We start from the raw sequence: 20,355 nt of genomic DNA, 5'->3' as shown, positions 1-20,355 counted from the left end.
TATTTATCGGCACGCGCCGCGAAATCTTTAAAAAGATTATAGGTTAATCAGAATATTCCCATCAGCATCGACGGTTCCGCTCACCACCTGGCCTGAGGACATTCTGACGCGGGCGTTTTGCGCCACCGCGGCATTGTTCAACGCTTTCCCTTCACTGTTGATGCTAAAGCCATCTCCGTTGGCCACCACCATCACCTGTTGGCCTGCTTTTACCCGCCATGCCTGACGCAGCATGGAGATCTGTATCGGCTGGCCTGGCGCGACGTCGCGCAGGCTGACGGCGTCCTGTGCCTGGTTAATATCCAACATGGTGCGTGGCGGCAGCTGATCCAGACGGCCGCGCTTCAAGGTCACGCTGTTTGTCTGCAGTACGCTGCCGCGCGCAATGGGCACGGCGGCGACAACATAATTGCCCGTCGCCTGAACGGCAACCTGTAAATAGCGTTTTTCGTTGGCGCAGCGTGCCAGCACGTTCACATTCCCCCAGAGCTTTGTGAACCCTACCACGCTGAAGGACGGCTGGTCGCACGTCGGGTACAGATTCGGTGGCGTGCGCACGGTAACGGTCACGTCATCGCTAAAGCCTGCCAGTTTTTCAGCAAAAAAAGCCGTTAGCCGATCCTGTAACCCATCAGCCTGCGCCAGAGGGCTTAACAGCAAGAGCGCCGCCACCAGACCACGTTTTAACGTTTGCATCGCAAGTTCCACCGTTTCCAGAGTTGAACGAATTCTACCTGCTGTGGTTTTGCATCAACGGAATAAATAGCGACGCATTTTGCGCTTATTCCGTCGATAGGGGAGACCGGGTGAGATTTAAGCTGTGAACTGAAATTTTGCCATCAGCGGAGGAGACATGCTCGATAAACTCGACGCCGCGTTACGTTTTCAGCAGGAAGCGCTCAACTTACGCGCCCAGCGGCAGGAGATTTTAGCCGCCAATATCGCTAACGCCGATACCCCAGGGTATCAGGCGCGCGATATTGATTTTTCCAGTGAACTCAAAAAGGTGATGGAGCGTGGACGTGCCGAAGGAACGGGTGTTGCACTTGCCATGACATCCTCTCGCCATATTCCTGCTCAGGCGATGACCGCGCCAGCGACCGATTTACTTTATCGCATTCCCGATCAGCCCTCACTCGACGGTAACACCGTGGATATGGACCGGGAGCGTACCCAGTTTGCCGACAACAGCCTGAAATACCAGACGGGCCTGACCGTACTCGGCGGACAAATCAAAGGCATGATGAACGTCCTGCAGGGGGGGAATTGATAGATGGCCTTGCTGAATATTTTTGATATCGCCGGTTCGGCGTTAACCGCACAGTCCAAGCGCCTCAACGTGGCCGCCAGTAACCTCGCGAACGCCGACAGCGTCACCGGACCCGACGGCCAGCCTTATCGTGCCAAACAGGTTGTCTTTCAGGTCGATGCTGCGCCAGGCGCGGCGACGGGCGGCGTGAAGGTCTCGGATGTGGTGGAGAGCCAGGCCCCGGACAGACTGGTGTATGAGCCGGGTAACCCACTGGCGGATGCCAGCGGATACGTGAAGATGCCAAACGTGGATGTGGTGGGTGAGATGGTGAACTCCATGTCGGCTTCCCGTAGCTACCAGGCCAACGTCGAAGTGCTTAATACCGTGAAGAGCATGATGCTCAAAACACTCACTCTCGGCCAGTAAAGGAGACATGCATGTCCATCGCCGTAAATGTGAATGATCCGACGAACTCGGGTGTTAACAACACAAAGAGTACGACGGGTTCTAACTCCCTGACGGGAAGTAACGCCGCCGATCTTCAGGGCAGCTTTCTGACGCTGCTGGTGGCGCAGCTTAAGAACCAGGATCCCACTAACCCGATGCAGAACAACGAACTGACCACGCAGCTTGCGCAGATCAGCACCGTTAGCGGCATTGAGAAACTCAACACCACCCTTGGTTCCGTCTCTGGACAGATTAATAGCGCCCAGTCTCTGCAGGCGGCAAGCCTGATTGGCCACGGGGTGATGATCCCGGGAACCACGATTCTGGCAGGCACCAGCACTACTGAAGGCAACACCACAACGACCACAACGCCGTTTGGCGTTGAGCTGCAGCAGGCGGCTGACAAAGTGACGGCGACGATCACCGACTCAACCGGCGCCGTGGTTCGCACCATCGACATCGGCGAGCTGAAGGCGGGCGTTCACACCTTTACGTGGGATGGCAGCCTGACCGACGGCACGAAAGCGCCAAACGGTGCTTACAAAGTAGCGATCAGCGCCAGCAACGGGACGACCCAGCTGGTGGCGCAGCCGCTGCAGTTCGCGCTGGTCCAGGGCGTGATTAAAGGAAGCGACGGCAACAAACTGGATTTGGGAACCTCTGGTTCCACCACACTCGACGAAGTTCGGCAGATTATCTAAGCCTTAACACTTATCAGGAGTAAGTCATGGCCTTTTCTCAAGCGGTCAGCGGCCTGAATGCTGCGGCCACCAACCTGGACGTCATTGGCAACAACATCGCCAACTCCGCGACCTATGGTTTTAAATCCGGTTCTGCTTCCTTTGCAGACATGTTTGCCGGTTCCAAAGTCGGCCTGGGCGTGAAAGTTGCGGGCATCACTCAGGACTTTAGCGACGGCACCACCACCAACACCGGTCGCGGTCTGGACGTTGCCATCAGCCAGAACGGTTTCTTCCGTATGGTCGACTCCAACGGTTCTGTGTTCTACAGCCGTAACGGCCAGTTCAAGCTGGATGAAAACCGTAACCTGGTGAACATGCAGGGGATGCAGTTAACCGGGTATCCGGTTGCCGGGACGCCATCAACGGTTCAGACCGGGGCGAACCCACAGGTCATTAATATCCCAACCACGTTGATGGCCGCGAAGTCCACCACCACGGCTTCCCAGCAGATTAACCTGAATTCCACCGATACCGCGCCGACCACCGCCTTTGATCCGGCTAACCCGGACACGTACAACAAAAAAGGTACGGTGACCGTCTTTGATAGCCAGGGTAATGCGCACAACATGAACCTGTTTTATGTCAAAGATGCGACCCCGGCTAACTCCTGGAAAGTGTATGCCCAGGACGGTAGCGTCGCAGGCAGCACGGCGGCACTGGCCACCACGCTGACCTTCGATAATAACGGTACGCTGACCGGTGGTGGAAATATCAACATCACTACCGCGACCATCCCAGGTGCGACGCCAGCGACCTTCGCCATGAGTTTTGCTAACTCCATGCAGCAGAACACCGGTGCGAACAATATCGTCGCGACCAGCCAGAATGGTTTTAAACCAGGCGACCTGGTGAGCTACCAAATCAATGACGACGGCACTGTGGTCGGTAACTATTCCAACGAACAGACCCAGGTTCTGGGCCAGATCGTGCTGGCAAACTTCGCCAACAACGAAGGTCTGAAATCGGAAGGCGACAACGTCTGGTCTGCCACCCAGTCCTCCGGCGTGGCGCTGCTGGGTACTGCCGGAAGCGGTAACTTCGGCACGCTGACCAACGGTGCGCTGGAAGCCTCTAACGTCGATCTGAGCAAAGAGCTGGTGAACATGATCGTCGCGCAGCGTAACTATCAGTCGAACGCGCAGACCATCAAAACCCAGGACCAGATCCTCAACACGCTGGTTAACCTGCGTTAAGCGGCTAACAGGAAAGCGCAATGGATCACGCAATATATACCGCGATGGGCGCGGCAAGTCAGACGCTCAATCAGCAGGCCGTTACCGCCAGCAACCTGGCAAACGCCTCAACGCCGGGCTTTCGCGCGCAGCTTAATGCGCTGCGCGCGGTGCCGGTAGAAGGGCTTTCCCTGCCGACCCGTACGCTGGTGACGGCATCAACCCCTGGCGCCGATATGACGCCAGGGCAGATGGATTACACCTCACGCCCGCTGGACGTGGCTCTGCAGCAGGACGGCTGGCTGGCGGTGCAAACGGCGGACGGTAGCGAAGGCTATACCCGTAACGGGAACATCCAGGTGAGCGCGACGGGCCAGCTGACGATTCAGGGGCATCCGGTGATGGGGGAAGCGGGTCCGCTGACCGTACCGGAAGGCTCTGAGCTGACTATCGCTGCGGACGGCACCATTTCGGCGCTCAACCCTGGCGACCCGGCCAATACCGTTGCGCCCGTCGGTCGTCTGAAGCTGGTTAAGGCGGAAGGCAAAGAAGTGCAGCGTGGCGACGACGGTATGTTCCGTCTGACCCAGGCGGCGCAGGCGACGCGGGGTGCCACCTTACAGGCCGATCCGAGCATCCGCGTGATGTCCGGTGTTCTGGAAGGCAGTAACGTCAAGCCGGTCGAAGCCATGACCGACATGATCGCCAGCGCCCGTCGTTTTGAAATGCAGATGAAGATCATCAGCAGCGTCGATGAAAACGCGGGCAAGGCTAACCAACTTCTGGCTATGAGCTAACAGGATTCCTTATGATCAGTTCTTTATGGATCGCGAAAACTGGCCTGGACGCCCAGCAAACCAATATGGACGTGATTGCCAACAACCTGGCAAACGTGAGCACCAATGGTTTCAAGCGTCAACGCGCCGTTTTCGAAGATTTGCTTTATCAAACCATCCGCCAGCCGGGCGCGCAGTCTTCTGAACAGACGACGCTGCCATCGGGCCTGCAGATCGGTACTGGTGTTCGTCCGGTGGCGACTGAGCGTCTGCACAGCCAGGGCAACCTGTCTCAGACCAACAACAGCAAAGACGTGGCGATCAAAGGCCAGGGCTTCTTCCAGGTGCAGCTGCCTGACGGGACTTCTGCCTACACTCGCGACGGCTCGTTCCAGGTCGATCAGAACGGCCAGCTGGTGACGGCGGGCGGTTTCCAGGTTCAGCCTGCGATTACCATCCCGGCGAACGCCCTGAGCATTACCATCGGACGTGACGGTGTGGTCAGCGTAACCCAGCAGGGGCAGGCTGCGCCGGTTCAGGTTGGGCAGCTCAACCTGACCACCTTCATGAACGATACCGGTCTGGAAAGCATTGGTGAGAACCTCTACACCGAGACGCAATCCTCCGGTACGCCAAATGAGAGCACCCCGGGCCTGAACGGCGCGGGCCTGCTGTATCAGGGCTATGTTGAAACCTCCAACGTGAACGTGGCGGAAGAGCTGGTGAATATGATCCAGGTTCAGCGCGCGTATGAAATTAACAGTAAAGCAGTGTCGACGACCGACCAGATGCTGCAGAAACTGACGCAACTCTAAGGTGCAGCCCGGTGCGGTAAACGCCGCGCCGGCTCCCTGTTTTCGAAGATGAAGGCAATGCAAAAAAACGCGGCGTTTCGTTATCCGATACTGACTGTTCTGGCCGTCACCCTCAGCGGGTGTGCCTGGATCCCGTCTAAACCTTTGGTCCAGGGTGCGACGACTGCCCAACCCGTTCCTGGCCCTGCGCCAGTAGTCAACGGCTCCATTTTCCAGACCGCGCAGCCGATTAATTACGGCTATCAGCCGCTGTTTGAAGATCGCCGCCCGCGTAACGTCGGCGATACATTGACCATTGTGCTGCAGGAAAACGTCAGCGCGAGCAAGAGCTCGTCGGCGAACGCCAGCCGCGATGGCAAAACGAATTTTGGCTTCGATACCGTCCCGCGCTACCTGCAGGGACTGTTCGGCAACGCGCGTGCTGATGTCGATGCCTCTGGCGGCAACACCTTTAACGGTAAAGGTGGCGCGAACGCCAGCAACACCTTCAGCGGCACGCTGACGGTCACGGTTGACCAGGTACTGGTTAACGGCAACTTACACGTGGTGGGTGAAAAACAGATCGCCATCAACCAGGGCACTGAATTCATTCGCTTCTCGGGCGTGGTTAACCCTCGCACCATCAGCGGCACCAACACCGTTCCGTCCACCCAGGTGGCGGATGCGCGCATTGAGTACGTCGGTAACGGCTACATTAATGAAGCGCAGAATATGGGTTGGCTGCAGCGCTTCTTCCTTAACTTATCGCCGATGTAAGCGAGGTGACCCATGTTTAAATCGATCTTCGCCGTGGCGCTCGCGCTGGTGGCTACCTTTGCCCAGGCTGACCGTATTCGCGATCTCACCAGCGTACAGGGCGTGCGTGAAAACTCGCTGATTGGCTATGGCCTGGTGGTGGGGCTGGACGGTACCGGTGACCAGACGACCCAGACCCCCTTTACCACCCAAAGTCTGAACAACATGCTTTCCCAGCTCGGCATTACCGTGCCGGCGGGAACTAACATGCAGCTGAAAAACGTGGCGGCAGTAATGGTCACCGCGTCCTACCCGGCGTTTGCGCGTCAGGGACAGACCATTGACGTGGTGGTCTCCTCAATGGGTAACGCCAAAAGCCTGCGCGGCGGTACGCTGCTGATGACCCCGCTGAAAGGCGTCGACAGCCAGGTTTATGCGCTGGCGCAGGGGAACATTCTGGTCGGCGGTGCGGGTGCATCCGCAGGCGGAAGCAGCGTGCAGGTGAACCAGCTCAACGGCGGACGGATTACCAACGGGGCGATCATTGAGCGTGAACTGCCGACCCAGTTTGGCGCGGGCAACACCATCAAACTGCAGCTCAATAATGAAGACTTCACGATGGCGCAGCAGATTGCCGATACCATCAACCGCAGCCGCGGCTACGGTAATGCCACGGCACTCGATGCGCGCACCGTGCAGATCCGTACCTCTACCGGCAGCAGCAATCAGGTGCGCATGCTGGCCGATATCCAGAATATGGAAGTGAACGTTCCGGTCCAGGATGCGAAGGTGATCATCAACTCCCGTACCGGCTCGGTGGTGATGAACCGGGAAGTGTCGCTCGACAGCTGTGCCGTGGCGCAGGGGAACCTGTCGGTGACGGTGAACCGCTCCGCTAACGTCAGCCAGCCGGACACGCCGTTTGGCGGTGGTCAGACGGTGGTAACTCCGCAAACGCAGATTGATTTACGTCAGAGCGGTGGGTCTTTACAGAGCGTGCGCTCCAGCGCCAACCTGAACAGCGTGGTGCGCGCCCTGAACGCCCTGGGCGCAACGCCAATGGATCTGATGTCCATTCTGCAATCCATGCAAAGCGCGGGCTGCCTGCGCGCCAAACTGGAAATCATCTAATGCTGACCGATAGCAAACTGTTGACCAGTGCAGCCTGGGACGCCCAGTCGCTCAACGAACTGAAAACCAAAGCAGGCAAAGACCCGGCGGCGAATATCCGCCCGGTCGCCCGCCAGGTGGAAGGAATGTTTGTACAGATGATGCTGAAGAGCATGCGCGAAACCCTGCCGAAAGACGGGATGTTCAGCAGTGATTCAACGCGTCTCTACACCAGCATGTATGACCAGCAGATTGCGCAGCAGATGACCGCCGGGAAAGGCCTCGGTCTGGCTGACATGATTGTCAAGCAGACCGAAGCCGCGCAGGGCATTCAGCCTCAGGATCAGCCGCAGCAGGTGCCGATGAAGTTCGACCTGGAAACGGTGACCAGCTATCAGAACCAGGCTCTGACGCAAATGGTGCGTAAAGCCATGCCGAAAGCCACGGGCAGCGGCGATGAGCCGCTCTCCGGTGACAGCAAAGACTTCCTGGCGCAGCTTTCTCTGCCTGCGCGCCTTGCCAGCGAACAGAGCGGCGTGCCGCATCACCTGATTCTGGCGCAGGCCGCGCTGGAGTCGGGCTGGGGTCAGCGCCAGATCCGCAAGGAAAACGGCGAACCGAGCTTCAACATCTTCGGCGTGAAAGCCACCTCCAGCTGGAAGGGGCCAACTACGGAGATCACAACCACCGAATACGAGAACGGTGCGGCGGTGAAGGTCAAAGCCAAATTCCGCGTCTACAGCTCGTATCTGGAAGCCTTGTCCGATTATGTTGGCCTGCTGAGCCGAAATCCGCGCTATACCGCCGTGACGCAGGCGGCAACGGCGGAGCAGGGCGCTCAGGCGCTGCAAAACGCGGGCTACGCGACCGACCCGAACTATGCACGCAAGCTCACCAGCATGATCCAGCAGCTGAAATCCATGGGCGAGAAGGTCAGCAAAGCCTATAGCACAGATATTGAAAATCTGTTCTGAAAGTTCTCAAGTCCCGGTGGAGGTTGCCGATAACCTTCATCAGGACTCGTGTCTGAACGTATAAAAGGAACCCCCATGTCCAGTTTGATTAACAGCGCCATGAGTGGCCTCAGTGCTGCGCAGTCGGCACTCAATACCGTCAGTAATAATATTTCAAGCTATAACGTGGCAGGCTATACCCGCCAGACCACGGTGCTGGGCGCATCTAACAGCACGCTGACCGGCGGTGGCTGGGTGGGTAACGGGGTGTATGTCTCCGGTGTCCAGCGTGAGTATGACGCCTTCATCACCAATCAGCTGCGCGCCGCGCAGACGCAGAGCAGCGGCCTGACGACGCGCTATCAGCAGATGTCAAAAATCGACGATGTGCTCTCCGATACCACCAACTCGCTCTCCACCACGCTGCAGGACTTCTTCAAAAGCCTGCAAACGCTGGTGAGCAACGCGGAAGATCCGGCGGCGCGTCAGACGGTGCTGGGTAAAGCGGGCGGTCTGGTCAATCAGTTCAAAACCAACGATCAGTATCTTCGTGACCAGGATACGCAGGTGAATACCGCGATTAGCACCAGCGTTTCTCAGATCAACAACTATGCCAAACAGATTGCCAACCTGAACGATCAGATTTCCCGTCTGACCGGCGTCGGTGCGGGCGCATCGCCTAACGATCTGCTTGACCAGCGCGATCAGCTCGTCAATGAGCTGAACAAAATCGTCGGCGTGGAAGTGTCTGTTCAGGATAGCGGCACGTATAACATCTCTTTCGGCAACGGTTACAGCCTGGTACAGGGCAGCAAAGCCAACCAGCTGGCTGCCGTGAAGTCGAGTGCCGATCCGGCTCGTACTACCGTAGCCTATGTCGATGACGTGGCCGGGAACGTAGAGATCCCGGAAAAGATGATCACCACCGGTTCTTTGGGCGGTTTACTGACCTTCCGCACGGAAGATCTGGATAAAGCTCGTAACACCCTGAACCAGATGGCGCTGGCCTTTGCCGATTCGATGAACACGCAGCATGAGGCTGGCTTTGACGCTAACGGTGATGCGGGCGGTAAGCTGTTCAACTTTGGTTCTCCGGCGGTGCTGTCCAACAGCAAGAACGGCGGATCGGCGGTTGTTACGGCCTCTGTGACGGACAGCAAACAGGTCCAGGCGACAGACTATAAGCTGCAGTTCAACGGCACTGACTGGACGATCACTCGTACATCAGACAAAACCAGCTTTACGATGAGCCCGGATGCCAGCGGCAACCTGTCGTTTGATGGTCTTAACGTCAACGTGAGCGGCACGGCAAATACCAAAGACAGCTTTACCGTGAAGCCGGTTTCCGACGTCATCATGAACATGGATCTGGCGATCAGCGACGAGTCCAAACTGGCGATGGCGTCAGTGCAGAACGGCGGCGAAAGTGATAACCGTAATGGCCAGAAACTGCTTGATCTTCAAAACGCGAAAGTTGTGGGTGGGAATAAAACCTTTAACGATGCGTATGCCTCTCTCGTCAGTACAGTCGGTAGCTCAACGGCGTCACTGAAGGTGAGCAGCCAGACGAAAGCGAATGTGGAAACGCAGTTAATCAAGCAGCAGCAGACCATCTCTGGGGTAAACCTCGACGAAGAGTATGGCAATTTGCAGCGTTATCAGCAGTATTACCTGGCAAACGCCCAGGTTCTCCAGACTGCCAGTACGCTCTTCGATGCAATTATCAACATTCGTTAAGGTTGAGGTGAATAATGCGTATTAGCACCCAGATGATGTATGAGCAGAACATGCGCGGGATCACCGATTCCCAGAGCAGATGGCTGAGCTACGGTGAGCAGATGTCCACCGGTAAGCGCGTTAACCGTCCTTCGGACGATCCTATCGCCGCGTCGCAGGCCATCGTTCTGTCACAATCGCAGTCGCAAAACAGCCAGTTCGCGCTTGCACGTACCTTCGCCACGCAAAAAGTCTCGCTGGAAGATAACGTGTTAACGCAGGTGAACACCGCGCTCTCAAGCGTGCGCGAGAAGCTCGTTTATGCGTCGAACGGCACATTAAGCGATGACGACCGCCTTTCTCTGGCGACCGATATTCAGGGGATCCGCGATCAGCTTATGAACCTGGCCAACACGACGGATGGTAATGGTCGCTTTATCTTTGCGGGATACAAAACCGAGAGCGCACCGTTTGATGCGGCGACCGGGGATTATAACGGCGGCGCAGAGGCCATCACGCAGCAGGTTGATACGGCGCGAAATATGACCATTAGCCATACCGGGCAGCAGATTTTCGAAAGCATTACCAGTAATGCGGAAGAGCTGCCGGGCGGTGGATATGGCCAGACGAACATGTTCAAAATCCTGGATTCTGCCATCGCGTCGCTGAAGACGCCGATTGAGAACGATCCGGCTGCTGCAACGGCGCAAAGCCAGGTGATTGCCAATGCGCAAATCGGCATCAAAAACTCCCAGAACAATATCCTGACGGTCGTCGCGGATGTGGGCACCAAGATGAACGAGCTGGAAAAACTCGATACGCTGGGCGATGACCGCGCGCTGGGCCAGACCAAGCAGATGAGCGACCTGGTGGATGTCGACTGGAACGAAGCGATTTCCTCTTACACCATGCAGCAGGCGGCCTTGCAGGCGTCTTATAAAGCGTTTAGCGATATGCAGGGCATGTCTCTGTTCCAGCTGAACAAATAACATCTTGACCTCTTAGAACATGTCTTGAAACTGGGCATGTTTTGCTGCCCAATCCGTCTGGATTGGGCATTTTTTTTATGCGACTTCTGCCGTTACTGAGGCGACACGCGCGCTTTCTATCAGACGGATGACCAGCGCAATGACACCACAGACGGTGGCCAGTGCGACCACACCCGTCCAGCCAGCCAACGAGTAGATATTGCTGCCTAACGCGGACCCCAGGGCCATCCCGATAAAGACGACCGTAAAGAGCAGGGCGTTGAGACGACCACGCGCCTGCGGTTCAAGGCTGTACACCAGGTTCTGATGGGCGACCAGGCTGGACTGCAGGCCCAGGTCGAACCCGACGGCAGAGATGGCGATCAGCATCAGCTGTCCATGAACGCCCAGCGCGGGCATCAGGAACATCAGGGCGAAAGAGACGGTCACAAGAACGGCACCAAGCTGCGTGACTTTTCCTGCCCCCAGTTTGTCCGCCAGATCCCCCGCCAGTGGGGCAGCTAACGCACCCGCGGCACCGGCAATACCAAAACCACCTGCGACGGCACTACCCAGGTGATAGCGTTCCAGCAGCATGACCGCAAGCGTTGACCAGAAGGCGCTAAAGGCAATCGACAGGAAACCCTGAGCCAGCGCCGCGCGGCGCAGCGCCGGGTAGCGACGCCACAGGTGTTCCATTGAGCGCATCAGCGCGGGGTAGCTCAGCGTGGAGTGAATGGCAAAACGGGGAAGTACAAACCACATCATCACCCCGATGAACGCAATGCTCGCCGCTGCCAGCTGGTACATGACGCGCCAGCCAAACGCTTCGCCCACCACGCCGCTCACGGTTCTGGATAATAAGATACCCATCAGCAGCCCGGTCATTACTGTACCTACGGTTTTTCCCTGTTTGCCTTCCGGCGCAAGAATGGCCGCGGCAGGGACGATATCCTGTGCCATGGTGGCGGCCATGCCGATAAGCAGGCTTGCCAGCAGCAGGGAATGGATCTGCCCGGTCAGGCTACAGCCGAGAAGAAACAGCGCCAGCGCCGCGCTTTTGATCAAAATTAACGTCCTGCGGTCGTGGCGATCGCCCAGAGGAAGCAGGAACAGGATGCCAAGCGCGTAGCCTGCCTGCGTTAATGTTGGCACCAGGCCCATACCTTCAATACTCAAATGCAGGTCGGCACCCATCAGCGGCAGCAGGGGCTGCGCGTAATAGATTGATGCCACGCTGAAGCCAGCCCCCAGAGCCAGCATAAAGATCACCCAGCGGCTTACAGCATGGGGAGTCGTTGTTGTGTTCATAAGTTGTTCCTCATTCATCGTGTGCGGCTATTTTTTATCAGTACGCCTTGCGACGGTAGCGGGCCCGGTGGTAAAACGCTTATACGTTGAACGTATAAATGAAAATGCGATGAAAAGAGCTGAGCGTATAGACAGGGTAGAGTTAATGCGGACGTTTGTCCGCATTGTCGAGGCGGGTTCGCTCTCAGCGGCGGCGCGGCAGCTGGCAACAACCCAGGCCACGGTAAGCCGACGGTTGCAGTCGCTTGAAACCATGCTGGGCGTGCGCCTGTTGTTGCGCACTACCCACACGACGCGGCTAACGGATGACGGCGAGCGCTGCTATCAGCACGCCCGTCGGGTGATTGACAGCTGGCTGGCGCTGGAGGATGAGGTGGGGCAGACGGAAGATGAGCCTGTAGGCGTGCTGCGGGTGCGGGCACCGCACGCGTTTGGTCAGGATCAGCTTCTGAAACCCGTAACCGAATTTTTGCAACGCTATCCGCAGCTTTCGATTGAGTGGATGCTCAACGATCGGTCGGCGGATTTCCTCGGCGACAACCTTGACTGTGCTATTCGGGTGGGCGTGGAGGTCGATCCGGCAACCGTATCCGTACTGCTGGCGGAGGTGCCGCGCTCGGTGGTGGCTTCTCCGGCACTGCTGGCCCGCTTTCCGGCGGTGAATACGCCGGAGGATTTGCAGCAGTTTCCCTGGATAGCCATCAGCTCTTTCTACCAGCGCCACGTGGAGCTTTTTCACGATGCCTCGTCCGCCACCGCGCGGATTGCTATTACGCCACGGCTCAGCACCGACAGCTTGTATGTCGCACGCAATACGGCACTTACCGGCCTTGGCGTGGCCGTGGTATCCAGCTGGACGGTACAGGACGATATTCGGGAAGGGCGGCTGGTGCATTTGCTGCCCGAGTGGCAGCCCGCGGCGCTACCGGTACATCTGGTTTATCCCTGGTCCCGTTATTATCCGGCACGCTTGCGGCGATTTCTGGAGTTGATGCGGCAGGTCATGCCGGAGGTGACCGGGATGAGAAAGCCTGTTCAGCAGCCATAAAAAAGCCGACCCAAGGGTCGGCTTTTTACTTCAGTGTCGTTTGTCGTTATTCGACAGACTGTGGACGCGTTGCCGGTGCAGTCGCCTGATGCGTTGCACTGTGACCACCGGCTGCGCCTTTACCTTCGAAGCTGAAGGCCGGGCGAACCCAGTCGCTGTGACGCGGCGCTTCAGGCACGTAATCCGGCGCCGGGGCGCGGGTCATTGGTGCTGTCGCTACGTGGGCAGCGGCTGGCGCAGAAACAACCGGCTCAGGCTTCACTTCTGGCGCTTTCGGCTCTTCAACAACCGGTTCAACCTGAATCTCAACGTCCTGAACGACCTCTTCAGCGGTGGTTTCGACGAGGGTTTCAGCGGCTTCTTCTACCGCGGCTACAGGTTCAGCCTCTTCAGCGATTTCCTCAGCCACCACGACATCTTCTTCAGCAATAAGCTGCGGTGCGGCATCAACCGGCGCGGCAATCACTTCCGGATGCGTGGTTTCGACGTCCGCGGCCTGAGGTGCTTCAGTTTCAACAACCTGAGGTTCAACCACGGTTGCCGTTTCAGTCACGACCTCTTCTACCGCTGCTACAGGTGCAATGACCTCTTCCGTTACCGGCTGTTCTTCAACAACCTGCTCCGGGCGAGCAACAGGGTAGCGGATCCAGACTTTGCCGGAAGCCATTTCTGGTGAAGCACAGGCAACGGTCAGCGGCATTGGAGACTGAGTCGGGTACCGCTCGTCACGATAGCGACGACGGCGCTGACCGCTGACGCGCAGATGACGTGGGGAACGACGTGAACGGCGCGGCATACCGGCGTTATCACGGTTTTCACCGTTTTCATCCTGCTCAATGTTGTTATCAACGACCGCTGGCAGGTCAACTTTTGCCAGCTGCGTACCGGTTGCGCTCTCGCGAGTTTCAACCGCAACGTTTGCTGTCTCTCCGGTTGCTTCAGAGGCGAAGCGGACTTTCTGAGCAAGCTGGCGCTGCTTACGGCGCGGCATGACCTGAGTACGTTCTTCCTGCTCGCCGTCCTGCTGCTCAACAGGCTCTTCGCGGTTCAGGTTTTTGACTTCCTGCTGTGCCTGACGCTTCTCGTCGTTACGACGACGGTTGCGTTCACGGCGCGGCTGCTGGTCGTCACGCTGTTTGCTCTTCTCAGACTCATCGCCCGCCTGCTGGCGAATTTCACGATCTTCAACATTCTGCTGCTGTTTCTCGCGACGGTTGCGACGGTTGTCTTCGCGTTGCTCACGGCCTTCGTTATTGTCAGAGCGGTTGTCACGACGCTCGTTGCGCTCATTACGATCGCTACGGTCATTACGGTCGCGGCGGTTGTTCTGACGCTTACGGCGGTCCTGCTGACGTTCAGGCTTGGCCGCTTTTGGCTCTTCTTTCGGCTGCTCTGGCTGAACTTCCTCGCCGGCAAACATCTTCTTCAGCGCGCCGAAGAAGCGGCTCAGCAGACCCGGCTGCGCTGGCTGTGCTTTCGCTGCCGTCGCTTCTGGTTTCTGCGCCGCAGGTTTGGCCGCTGGTTTTTCCAGGGCGGCTTCCGGTGGGGCTTCTGGCATGATGAAGGTCGCTAACGCAGGCTGCTCTGGCAGCTTACGCTCTGCTGGCTCGTCATCAGATGGCAGGGCCATCTCTTCTTCGTGCAGCTTCGGCAGCAGGTAGCTGAGCGTTGACGTCTCTTCACCTTTACGGACACGCAGCACGTGGTAGTGCGGGGTTTCCATCTGATCGTTTGGCACGATGATGCAGCGAACGCCGCCCTGACGCGCTTCAATGGCACTGACCGCAGCACGTTTTTCGTTCAACAGGTAGGACGCAATTGGCACAGGCACAATCGCGTGAACCTCTTTGGTATTCTCTTTCAGCGCTTCTTCTTCAATCAGACGCAGGATAGAGAGGGACAGCGACTCGTTATCACGCACGGTGCCGGTGCCGGAGCAGCGTGGGCAGACGTGATGGCTGGACTCACCCAGCGATGGGCTCAGACGCTGACGGGACATCTCCAGCAGGCCAAAGCGTGAGATATGGCTAATCTGAATACGCGCACGATCCTGACGCACCGCTTCGCGCAGACGGTTTTCTACCGCACGCTGGTGACGTACAGGGGTCATGTCGATGAAGTCGATAACAATCAGACCACCCAGGTCGCGCAGGCGGAGCTGGCGGGCGATTTCATCAGCGGCTTCAAGGTTGGTGTTGAAGGCTGTCTCTTCGATGTCGCCGCCGCGGGTTGCACGCGCGGAGTTGATGTCGATAGCGGTCAGCGCTTCAGTGGTATCGATAACGATAGAACCGCCGGATGGCAGACGCACTTCACGCTGGAAGGCGGACTCAATCTGGGATTCGATCTGATAGTGGCTGAACAGCGGGATTTCACCGGTGTAGAGCTTAATTTTGCTGGTGAAATCCGGACGGCCCAGCGCGGCGATGTGCTGGCGCGCCAGCTCAAGCACTTTCGGGTTATCGATCAGAATCTCACCGATGTCCTGACGCAGGTAGTCACGGAAGGCACGCACGATCACGTTGCTTTCCTGGTGGATCAGGAACGGAGCAGGGCGGCTTTCCGCTGCTTTCTGGATGGCTTCCCAGTGCTTCAGACGGAAGCTCAGGTCCCACTGCAGCGCTTCGGCGGATTTCCCGACGCCTGCGGTACGCACGATAAGCCCCATGCCGTCAGGCAGTTCAAGGCTTGCCAGCGCTTCTTTCAGCTCGGTACGGTCATCACCTTCGATACGGCGAGAGATACCACCCGCACGCGGGTTGTTTGGCATCAGCACCAGATAGCTCCCCGCCAGGCTGATAAAGGTTGTCAGTGCGGCACCTTTGTTGCCACGCTCTTCTTTATCAATCTGAACGATAACTTCCTGACCTTCACGCAGAACATCTTTGATGTTTGGGCGGCCATGTGCGTTGTAGTTTGCAGGGAAATATTCGCGGGCGATTTCTTTCAGAGGGAGGAAACCATGACGCTCAGCACCGTAATCGACAAATGCAGCTTCAAGGCTTGGTTCAATGCGGGTGATTTTGCCTTTGTAAATGTTCGCTTTTTTCTGTTCGTGTCCAGGACTTTCGATATCCAGATCGTACAGGCGCTGCCCATCCACAAGGGCGACACGCAACTCTTCTTGCTGAGTTGCGTTGATTAACATTCTTTTCATCGTAACTTACTCGTTATTCTTACATTGACGACAAAGCTGCGGGCAAGGTGACGCTTTCCGGGGTATGAACCGATGGCCTCGTGTCTGTTCACGTCGCCAACCTCACGGTTGTCGCTCGCTTAAGAGGCGCAGAGTGTCGGTTGCCTGTGTTTCATACGGAAACACAGCGCAATTATCAGGGGAATTGCCTGGGTAGAACTCTCCAGAGAACAATCCTTATACCGGGAAGTACTGCAACCCGCAGCCCGCTAACTGCCTGAAAGATCAATACGTCTTACGCCATTGCTGCGTGGATGATCGGTCAGACAAAATTGGTCATTCCGTCGACATCCTTACAAAACCCGGATTTAACGCGGAAAACGACCTCATTATTCCACTGCTCGCCGGGTTATAGCAAGATGACTTTTACCAATTATCACCCGGTTACTCACAGTTTCTTCACCTCAAGGTGGTGATTGGTTTAATAACCACCAAATCGATTGCGTGAAACGGGGCGCAGGCCGGATAAAAGTAAATATAAGCATAGAAAAATGAGTGGCGCTAATGGCTGACGATATTTAGAATCGCCAACCATGAAAACAGAGACTCCAGCCGTAAAAATGGTTGCCATCGCCGAAGATGAAGCGGGGCAACGTATCGATAACTTCTTGCGCACCCAGTTGAAAGGGGTGCCAAAGAGCATGATTTACCGCATCCTGCGTAAGGGCGAAGTGCGGGTGAACAAAAAACGCGTGAAGCCCGAGTACAAACTCGAGGCGGGCGATGAAGTGCGTATTCCGCCGGTGCGCGTGGCAGAGCGTGAAGAAGAGACCGTTTCACCGAAGCTACAGAAAGTGGCGGCCCTGAGCGATGTCATCCTTTACGAAGATGACCACATTCTGGTGCTGAATAAACCGTCAGGAACGGCAGTCCATGGCGGTAGCGGCCTGAGCTTCGGTGTTATTGAAGGGCTCCGCGCGCTGCGCCCGGATGCGCGTTTCCTTGAACTGGTGCACCGTCTCGACCGTGACACCTCTGGCGTGCTGCTGGTAGCGAAAAAACGTTCTGCGCTGCGTTCCCTGCATGAACAGCTGCGTGAAAAAGGGATGCAGAAAGACTACCTGGCGCTGGTGCGCGGCCAATGGCAGTCCCATGTAAAAGTGGTGCAGGCGCCGCTGCTGAAGAACATTCTGCAAAGCGGCGAGCGTATTGTCCGCGTCAGCCAGGAAGGGAAACCGTCTGAGACGCGGTTTAAGGTTGAAGAGCGCTATGAGTTTGCCACGCTGGTGCGCTGCAGTCCGGTGACCGGTCGTACCCACCAGATCCGCGTACATACGCAGTTTGCAGGGCACCCCATCGCGTTTGATGACCGCTATGGCGACCGCGAGTTTGATAAGCAGCTGGCGGGAACGGGGCTATCGCGTCTGTTCCTGCATGCGGCAGCGCTGAAATTTACCCACCCAAATACCGGTGAAGTCATCCGTATTGAAGCGCCGCTGGATGAGCAGTTGAAACGCTGCCTGAAGGTTCTGCGCGGCTGATTTTGCCCGGCGGCGCTGCGCTTGCACGGGCCTACGGTTTTGTAGGCCGGGTAAGCGCAGCGCCACCCGGCGAAGGTCACATCGTCAGCGGATTACACTCTTCTCGCCGTAACATCTGACACAAGGCAATCAGCGGTAACCCCACCAGGGTGTTCGGATCCCGACCGTCCAGCTTGTCGAACAGCGCAATCCCAAGCCCCTCACTTTTAAAGCTCCCCGCGCAGTCCAGCGGGCGCTCACGACGCACATAATCCATAATCTCTTGCTCGCTGAGATGGCGGAAGTGTACGTCGAACGGCTCACACTCTGTTTTCAGATGGCCAGACGCGGCGTTATAGAGAGCGAGGCCCGTATAGAAGGTCACGATAGTACCGCGCGCGCGCAGAAGCTGCTGGCAGGCATTTTCCTCTGTATGCGGCTTGCCGGTGATTTCACCGTCCAGTACGCAAACCTGATCGGAGCCTATAATCAAATGCGAAGGATAGCGTGCGGCCAGCGACTGCGCTTTCTCCTTAGCAAGACGCGTCACCAGATGGCGCGGTGACTCGCCCGGCTGTGGCGTCTCATCCACGTCTGGTGCAGCGCATTCAAACGGGATCCCGAGCTTTTCCAGCAGCATTCGGCGGTAGGGAGACGTGGAAGCAAGGACGAGATTTGGCATATTTTTATCACCAGATATAGCGTATCGATGCCAGCCATTTTAAACTACAGGCCGCAATGTGTGCGAATAATTGGCAAAAGGCAGCTCTGGTTGCCTTTTTCTTTGACTCTATGACGTTACAAAGTTAATATGCGCGCCCTATGCAAAAGGTAAAATTACCCCTGACTCTTGATCCGGTACGTACGGCTCAAAAACGCCTCGATTACGAAGGTATCTATACTTCCGATCAGGCTGAGCGTATTGCCGAATCCGTAGTCAGTGTGGACAGTGATGTAGAATGCTCCATGTCGTTCGCTATCGACAACCAGCGCCTCGCCGTGTTAACCGGTGATGCAAAGGTGACGGTAACGCTCGAGTGTCAGCGTTGCGGGAAACCGTTTGTAAAGCATGTTCACACAACGTATTGTTTCAGTCCGGTTCGTTCTGACGAACAGGCTGAAGCACTCCCGGAAGCGTATGAGCCGATTGAGGTTAACGAATTCGGTGAAATCGATCTTCTGGCTCTGGTTGAAGATGAAATCATCCTCTCCTTGCCAGTCGTTCCGGTGCATGATTCTGAACACTGTGAAGTGTCCGAGGCGGACATGGTCTTTGGGGAACTGCCTGATGAAGCGCAAAAACCAAACCCATTTGCCGTATTAGCCAGCTTAAAGCGTAAGTAATTGAGGAGTAAGGTCCATGGCCGTACAACAGAATAAACCAACCCGTTCCAAACGTGGCATGCGTCGTTCCCATGACGCGCTGACTGCAGTTACCAGCCTGTCTGTAGACAAGACTTCTGGTGAGAAACACCTGCGTCACCACATCACCGCTGACGGTTTCTACCGCGGCCGCAAGGTTATCACTAAGTAATCACGCGTCAGCGTGATTAGGCTTAGTGAGGAGCTCCCCGTGCAAACGGGGAACTTACCGAACCAGGCTGCGACGATACCTTGACACGTCTAACCCTGGCGTTAGATGTCATGGGGGGAGATTTTGGCCCTTCCGTGACAGTGCCTGCAGCATTGCAGGCACTGAATTCTAATTCGCAACTCACTCTTCTTTTAGTCGGCAATCCCGACGCAATCACGCCATTACTTGCAAAAGCTGACTTTGAACAACGTTCACGTCTGCAGATTATTCCTGCGCAGTCAGTTATTGCCAGTGATGCCCGACCCTCGCAGGCGATTCGCAATAGCCGCGGCAGCTCGATGCGGATAGCGCTGGAGCTGGTGAAAGAAGGACGAGCCCAGGCTTGCGTCAGCGCGGGTAATACCGGCGCGCTGATGGGACTGGCGAAATTGTTGCTCAAACCGATTGACGGTATTGAGCGCCCGGCGCTGGTGACGGTGTTGCCGCATCAGCAGAAGGGCAAGACGGTGGTGCTTGATTTGGGCGCGAACGTCGATTGTGATAGTACAATGCTGGCTCAGTTTGCCGTAATGGGATCGGTGCTGGCAGAAGAAGTGGTCGGGATCAATACTCCCCGTGTTGCGTTACTGAACATTGGTGAAGAAGAGACCAAAGGCCTGGACAGCATTCGCGAAGCAGCTGAATTGCTCAAACAGGTTCCCTCCATCAACTATATTGGTTATCTCGAAGCCAATGAGTTGTTGACGGGTAAAACGGATGTTCTGGTCTGCGATGGCTTCACTGGAAACGTAACGTTGAAGACCATGGAAGGGGTCGTGCGGATGTTTCTTTCTCTGCTGAAATCACAGGGAGAGGGCAAAAAAAGCGCCTGGTGGCTGATTTTATTGAAGCGTTGGTTACAAAAGAGCCTGACGCGGCGATTCAGTCACCTCAACCCCGACCAGTATAATGGCGCCTGTCTGTTAGGATTGCGCGGCATCGTGATTAAGAGTCATGGCGCCGCCAATCAGCGAGCATTTTCTGTCGCCATTGAACAGGCAGTGCAGGCGGTGCAGCGACAAGTCCCTCAGCGGATTGCCGCTCGCCTGGAATCTGTATTAGCTAAAAGTGACTGAGCGT

The 20,355-nt window shown here is 56.7% G+C and carries 20 protein-coding genes; 16 read left to right on the top strand and 4 right to left on the bottom strand.

All coding sequences use genetic code 11. The features are described from left to right. Positions 1-36: 36 nt before the first annotated feature. Positions 37-696: a flagellar basal body P-ring formation chaperone FlgA gene (gene flgA / locus ACOTXI_RS00985; RefSeq protein ID WP_045417113.1), complete on the bottom strand. Its 660-nt coding sequence runs from the start codon at positions 694-696 to the stop codon at positions 37-39. A 157-nt stretch (positions 697-853) separates the two neighbouring features. Here flgA and flgB point away from each other — a divergent pair, with 157 nt between their 5' ends. The 11 genes from flgB to flgL all read left to right on the top strand — a co-directional run bounded on the left by flgB (position 854) and on the right by flgL (position 10,708). Further along, on the top strand, positions 854-1,270 hold the full coding sequence (gene flgB / locus ACOTXI_RS00980) for a flagellar basal body rod protein FlgB (RefSeq protein WP_008500815.1): 417 nt from the start codon (positions 854-856) through the stop codon (positions 1,268-1,270). Between the two features lie 3 nt (positions 1,271-1,273). Then, positions 1,274-1,678 carry a flagellar basal body rod protein FlgC gene (gene flgC / locus ACOTXI_RS00975; RefSeq protein ID WP_008500814.1) on the top strand — a complete coding sequence of 135 codons (405 nt, stop codon included), beginning with the start codon at positions 1,274-1,276 and terminating at the stop codon, positions 1,676-1,678. An 11-nt stretch (positions 1,679-1,689) separates the two neighbouring features. Continuing rightward, positions 1,690-2,400: a flagellar hook assembly protein FlgD gene (flgD, locus tag ACOTXI_RS00970; protein ID WP_008500813.1), complete on the top strand. Its 711-nt coding sequence runs from the start codon at positions 1,690-1,692 to the stop codon at positions 2,398-2,400. Between the two features lie 26 nt (positions 2,401-2,426). Next, positions 2,427-3,635: a flagellar hook protein FlgE gene (flgE, locus tag ACOTXI_RS00965; protein WP_008500812.1), complete on the top strand. Its 1,209-nt coding sequence runs from the start codon at positions 2,427-2,429 to the stop codon at positions 3,633-3,635. A 20-nt stretch (positions 3,636-3,655) separates the two neighbouring features. Then, the gene (locus ACOTXI_RS00960) at positions 3,656-4,411 is read left to right on the top strand and encodes a flagellar basal body rod protein FlgF (RefSeq protein WP_008500811.1); all 756 of its coding nucleotides are present in this window, start codon (positions 3,656-3,658) and stop codon (positions 4,409-4,411) included. A gap of 11 nt (positions 4,412-4,422) precedes the next feature. Beyond that, positions 4,423-5,205, top strand: coding sequence for a flagellar basal-body rod protein FlgG (gene flgG, locus ACOTXI_RS00955; protein ID WP_008500810.1), 783 nt, complete (start codon positions 4,423-4,425; stop codon positions 5,203-5,205). A gap of 57 nt (positions 5,206-5,262) precedes the next feature. Continuing rightward, positions 5,263-5,961, top strand: a complete 699-nt coding sequence (gene flgH / locus ACOTXI_RS00950; protein ID WP_008500809.1) for a flagellar basal body L-ring protein FlgH — start codon at positions 5,263-5,265, stop codon at positions 5,959-5,961. A gap of 12 nt (positions 5,962-5,973) precedes the next feature. Further along, complete coding sequence (locus ACOTXI_RS00945; protein ID WP_058654596.1) at positions 5,974-7,071, top strand: flagellar basal body P-ring protein FlgI; 1,098 nt, start codon at positions 5,974-5,976, stop codon at positions 7,069-7,071. After that, positions 7,071-8,024, top strand: coding sequence for a flagellar assembly peptidoglycan hydrolase FlgJ (gene flgJ, locus ACOTXI_RS00940; RefSeq protein ID WP_021240767.1), 954 nt, complete (start codon positions 7,071-7,073; stop codon positions 8,022-8,024). Before ACOTXI_RS00945 ends, flgJ begins: the two co-directional genes overlap by 1 nt. Before the next feature lie 75 nt (positions 8,025-8,099). Continuing rightward, complete coding sequence (flgK, locus tag ACOTXI_RS00935) at positions 8,100-9,740, top strand: flagellar hook-associated protein FlgK (protein WP_008500806.1); 1,641 nt, start codon at positions 8,100-8,102, stop codon at positions 9,738-9,740. Positions 9,741-9,754: 14 nt separating this feature from the next. Then, positions 9,755-10,708: a flagellar hook-associated protein FlgL gene (gene flgL / locus ACOTXI_RS00930; RefSeq protein WP_008500805.1), complete on the top strand. Its 954-nt coding sequence runs from the start codon at positions 9,755-9,757 to the stop codon at positions 10,706-10,708. Positions 10,709-10,783: 75 nt separating this feature from the next. Here flgL and ACOTXI_RS00925 read toward each other — a convergent pair whose 3' ends face one another. Beyond that, positions 10,784-11,998 carry an MFS transporter gene (locus ACOTXI_RS00925; protein WP_058654595.1) on the bottom strand — a complete coding sequence of 405 codons (1,215 nt, stop codon included), beginning with the start codon at positions 11,996-11,998 and terminating at the stop codon, positions 10,784-10,786. Between the two features lie 145 nt (positions 11,999-12,143). Between ACOTXI_RS00925 and ACOTXI_RS00920 the strand changes: the two genes are divergently transcribed. Then, positions 12,144-13,046, top strand: a complete 903-nt coding sequence (locus ACOTXI_RS00920; RefSeq protein WP_008500803.1) for a LysR family transcriptional regulator — start codon at positions 12,144-12,146, stop codon at positions 13,044-13,046. Between the two features lie 46 nt (positions 13,047-13,092). Here the strand turns inward: ACOTXI_RS00920 and rne are convergent, their stop codons facing one another. Continuing rightward, entirely contained in the window at positions 13,093-16,203 is a 3,111-nt protein-coding gene (rne, locus tag ACOTXI_RS00915; protein ID WP_008500802.1) for a ribonuclease E, read from the bottom strand. A gap of 572 nt (positions 16,204-16,775) precedes the next feature. Here rne and rluC point away from each other — a divergent pair. Beyond that, entirely contained in the window at positions 16,776-17,723 is a 948-nt protein-coding gene (gene rluC / locus ACOTXI_RS00910) for a 23S rRNA pseudouridine(955/2504/2580) synthase RluC (RefSeq protein ID WP_058654593.1), read from the top strand. A 76-nt stretch (positions 17,724-17,799) separates the two neighbouring features. On the opposite strand, the gene ACOTXI_RS00905 is transcribed toward rluC, so the two are convergent. Continuing rightward, positions 17,800-18,384: a Maf family protein gene (locus tag ACOTXI_RS00905; RefSeq protein WP_058654592.1), complete on the bottom strand. Its 585-nt coding sequence runs from the start codon at positions 18,382-18,384 to the stop codon at positions 17,800-17,802. A gap of 140 nt (positions 18,385-18,524) precedes the next feature. On the opposite strand from ACOTXI_RS00905, the gene yceD reads away from it, so the two are divergent. The 3 genes from yceD (at position 18,525) to plsX (ending at position 20,351) form a co-directional block, all read left to right on the top strand. Next, positions 18,525-19,046, top strand: a complete 522-nt coding sequence (yceD, locus tag ACOTXI_RS00900; RefSeq protein WP_058654591.1) for a 23S rRNA accumulation protein YceD — start codon at positions 18,525-18,527, stop codon at positions 19,044-19,046. A 16-nt stretch (positions 19,047-19,062) separates the two neighbouring features. After that, a complete protein-coding gene (gene rpmF / locus ACOTXI_RS00895; RefSeq protein WP_003857964.1) occupies positions 19,063-19,236 on the top strand; it encodes a 50S ribosomal protein L32 in 174 nt (57 codons plus the stop codon). Positions 19,237-19,316: 80 nt separating this feature from the next. After that, positions 19,317-20,351, top strand: a complete 1,035-nt coding sequence (plsX, locus tag ACOTXI_RS00890; RefSeq protein ID WP_021240758.1) for a phosphate acyltransferase PlsX — start codon at positions 19,317-19,319, stop codon at positions 20,349-20,351. Positions 20,352-20,355: the final 4 nt, after the last annotated feature.

It is taken from the genome of Enterobacter cloacae complex sp. BZL2005 (assembly GCF_049238885.1).
Classification (GTDB): domain Bacteria; phylum Pseudomonadota; class Gammaproteobacteria; order Enterobacterales; family Enterobacteriaceae; genus Enterobacter; species Enterobacter roggenkampii.
The sequence above is the reverse complement of the archived record's forward strand: the minus strand, read 5'-3'. Positions and strand labels throughout refer to the sequence as shown.

Coding starts and splice junctions, on each gene's coding strand:
- flgL (WP_008500805.1), top strand. CDS start 9,755: ATGCGTATTAGCACCCAGATGATGTATGAGCAGAACATGCGCGGGATC.
- flgB (WP_008500815.1), top strand. CDS start 854: ATGCTCGATAAACTCGACGCCGCGTTACGTTTTCAGCAGGAAGCGCTC.
- flgK (WP_008500806.1), top strand. CDS start 8,100: ATGTCCAGTTTGATTAACAGCGCCATGAGTGGCCTCAGTGCTGCGCAG.
- ACOTXI_RS00945 (WP_058654596.1), top strand. CDS start 5,974: ATGTTTAAATCGATCTTCGCCGTGGCGCTCGCGCTGGTGGCTACCTTT.
- yceD (WP_058654591.1), top strand. CDS start 18,525: ATGCAAAAGGTAAAATTACCCCTGACTCTTGATCCGGTACGTACGGCT.
- rpmF (WP_003857964.1), top strand. CDS start 19,063: ATGGCCGTACAACAGAATAAACCAACCCGTTCCAAACGTGGCATGCGT.
- flgC (WP_008500814.1), top strand. CDS start 1,274: ATGGCCTTGCTGAATATTTTTGATATCGCCGGTTCGGCGTTAACCGCA.
- flgG (WP_008500810.1), top strand. CDS start 4,423: ATGATCAGTTCTTTATGGATCGCGAAAACTGGCCTGGACGCCCAGCAA.
- flgE (WP_008500812.1), top strand. CDS start 2,427: ATGGCCTTTTCTCAAGCGGTCAGCGGCCTGAATGCTGCGGCCACCAAC.
- ACOTXI_RS00920 (WP_008500803.1), top strand. CDS start 12,144: ATGCGGACGTTTGTCCGCATTGTCGAGGCGGGTTCGCTCTCAGCGGCG.
- rluC (WP_058654593.1), top strand. CDS start 16,776: ATGAAAACAGAGACTCCAGCCGTAAAAATGGTTGCCATCGCCGAAGAT.
- flgJ (WP_021240767.1), top strand. CDS start 7,071: ATGCTGACCGATAGCAAACTGTTGACCAGTGCAGCCTGGGACGCCCAG.
- flgH (WP_008500809.1), top strand. CDS start 5,263: ATGCAAAAAAACGCGGCGTTTCGTTATCCGATACTGACTGTTCTGGCC.
- ACOTXI_RS00925 (WP_058654595.1), bottom strand. CDS start 11,998: ATGAACACAACAACGACTCCCCATGCTGTAAGCCGCTGGGTGATCTTT.
- ACOTXI_RS00960 (WP_008500811.1), top strand. CDS start 3,656: ATGGATCACGCAATATATACCGCGATGGGCGCGGCAAGTCAGACGCTC.
- rne (WP_008500802.1), bottom strand. CDS start 16,203: ATGAAAAGAATGTTAATCAACGCAACTCAGCAAGAAGAGTTGCGTGTC.
- ACOTXI_RS00905 (WP_058654592.1), bottom strand. CDS start 18,384: ATGCCAAATCTCGTCCTTGCTTCCACGTCTCCCTACCGCCGAATGCTG.
- flgA (WP_045417113.1), bottom strand. CDS start 696: ATGCAAACGTTAAAACGTGGTCTGGTGGCGGCGCTCTTGCTGTTAAGC.
- flgD (WP_008500813.1), top strand. CDS start 1,690: ATGTCCATCGCCGTAAATGTGAATGATCCGACGAACTCGGGTGTTAAC.